This is a genomic window from Nonomuraea sp. NPDC051941 (assembly GCF_044593615.1).
The window spans coordinates 1-2,291 of the sequence record NZ_JBIUCF010000137.1 but is presented as its reverse complement, the minus strand read 5'-3'; the positions used below and the strand labels follow the sequence as shown (position 1 = coordinate 2,291).

2 protein-coding genes are annotated in these 2,291 nt (G+C 67.4%); one reads left to right on the top strand and one right to left on the bottom strand.

Going from position 1 to position 2,291, the window contains the following annotated elements:
• Positions 1-45 precede the first annotated feature (45 nt).
• Positions 46-923 (top strand): IS5 family transposase gene (locus ACIHFD_RS67790; RefSeq protein WP_397375957.1). Its coding sequence is split into 2 segments (ribosomal slippage): positions 46-393 and positions 396-923, totalling 876 coding nucleotides; the frame shifts between segments, so codons are not numbered across the junction.
• A 35-nt stretch (positions 924-958) separates the two neighbouring features.
• On the opposite strand, the gene ACIHFD_RS67785 is transcribed toward ACIHFD_RS67790, so the two are convergent.
• A complete protein-coding gene (locus tag ACIHFD_RS67785; protein WP_397375956.1) occupies positions 959-2,095 on the bottom strand; it encodes a serine hydrolase domain-containing protein in 1,137 nt (378 codons plus the stop codon).
• Positions 2,096-2,291 lie beyond the last annotated feature (196 nt).

Genomic DNA, 2,291 nt, shown 5'->3' with positions numbered 1-2,291 from the left:
TTTGGTGCCGGTTTGGTGTAGATCATTAGCGTGGATGAGGAACGTCTGAAACGTCATGATCTGACCGATGAGGAGTGGGGACGGCTGGAGCCGCTGCTGCCGGTGAGCACGGGCTGGGGCGCGCGGTGGAACGACCACCGGAGAGTGATCAACGGGATCTTTCACCGGACGCGGACGGGCACCCCGTGGCGGGACCTGCCGACCTGCTACGGGGCGTGGAAGACGGTCTACAACCGGCATCGCCGTTGGTCACTGGATGGGACCTGGGCACGGATCCTCGATGAGCTACGGGCGGGGTGCGATGAGGCCGAGGGCGAGGACTGGACGGTCAGCGCCGACTCCACGGTGGTGCGCGCCCACCAGCACGCGGCCGGGGCGCGGCATGCCCCAGCCTTGGACATCCGGTCAAAGGGGCCGATAAAGATTACGAACGGGTGACGTCGAGTTGGGAGGCGCTGGGCCGCTCCCGAGGTGGCCTGTCGACCAAGATTCACCTGGTCGCCGACCGGCGCTGCCGTCCGATCACCCGGCTCACCAGCCCCGGCCAGCACGGCGACTCGCCCCGCTTCATCCCATTGATGGAGTCCATCCGCATCCGGCGGCGCGGGCCGGGCAGGCCGCGCAAGCGGCCCACCCGCACGATGGGCGACAAAGCGTACTCCTCCCGGGGAAATCGCGCCTACCTGCGCAGACACGGCATTCAGGCGGTCATCCCCGTCAAGGAGGATCAGAAGGCCAACCGCCTCAAGCGGGGCTCGGCCGGAGGCCGCCCGCCCAACTTCGACGCTGAGCGGTACAAGGAGCGCAACACCGTCGAGCGCTGCGTCAACAAGCTCCGCCAGCATCGGGCCGTGGCCACCCGCTTCGACAAGCGCGAGCGCATCTACCAGGGCACCCTCGATGTCGCCTCGATCCGGATCTGACTCCGGGACCCCGTCACGTGATAACAGGACACGCTTTATGTCGCCGGGCAGAACACCGATTTGAGAGCGTTGGTGATGCGTTGCGGCGTGGTCATGCGCTCGGCATCGTCCATGGCCACCGTCACGGACACGGCGAACTGCAGGCGGCCGTCGGAGGAGGTGTAGGTCGCGGCGGTGAAGCCGGGGGCGCTGCCCCCGCCTCCTGAGGCGAACTCGGGCTTGCCGGCGCACGGACCCCCGGAAGGCAGCGGCGGCATGCCAGGCGCCGGATCGGTGATCACTTTGCGCAGCGACTCCGGCAGGAGTCTGCCCTGGCGGAAGGCGCGCTGGAAGGCGCTCATGTCGCGCGCGGTGGAGACCACGCCGCCGGCGCCGAGCATGGTGGTGACGTTGAGCTTGTCGACATCGTGCAGCTTGCCCGTCTCGTCCGGGGCGTAACCGTGCCCGTGCGGGCCCTTGATGCCCACCGAAGCCTTCATGGGCAGGTAGGTATCGCGCATTCCGAGCGGGGCGAAGAGCCTGCGGTTGAATTCAGCCGCCAGTGACCTCCCGGCCCGTTTCCCGATGATCATGCCGAGCAGGATGTAGTTGGTGTTGGAGTAGTTGAAGGTCCCGATCTCCACGGGCCGGGGGTTCTTGCGCGAGGCCGCCAGCAGGTCGGTCGGGCGGTAGTTGCGCGTGGGGTCCAGGGGATTCACGTCCGCGCCGATGTAGTCGGGGATGCCCGAGGTCAGCTGGATCAGGTTGCGTACCGTGATCTCGTCGGCCCGCTCCACCAGGTCCTTGTCCGCCACCTCCGGCAGGACCGCGCCGAGTTTGTCATCCAGGCTCAGCTTGCCCTCCTTGACCAGCTGCAGCACCACGGTGGCGGTCATGCCCTTGGTCTGCGAGCCGATCCGGTAGCGGGCGGTAGACGGGATCGCGCCACCCTTGCCGTCGAGCAAGCGGGACCCGGCCGATCCCTTCCCGACCCGCTTGCCGTCCACATACACCTCGCCGATGGCGCCCACCACATGGCCCGTCTTCACCAAGTCTTCCATCGCCTTCTGCACGTCCCCGACCTTGACGGGGTCGGCAGATATCGACGCGGTCGCGGGCGCGGCCACACTCAGAACCAGCGCCGCGCACGCCACCGAGGCGACGCGAGCCACTGCCGCTCGACGCGAAAGCATGAAGTCTCCCTCTGTGGAAGTCAGAAAAATCACATGTCGAGCCACAGTTCTAGGGCGGGACGTGTTTCCTTGGTGTTATCCCGAACCGTGCAGCTACGACTTCCGCCCCGTAATCGCGCAACACGGCGGCACCGCCGCCTCCCCGGCGAAGTCGGTGACCTTGCTGGCGGGGACCTCCTGCCCACCGCCCTCACAT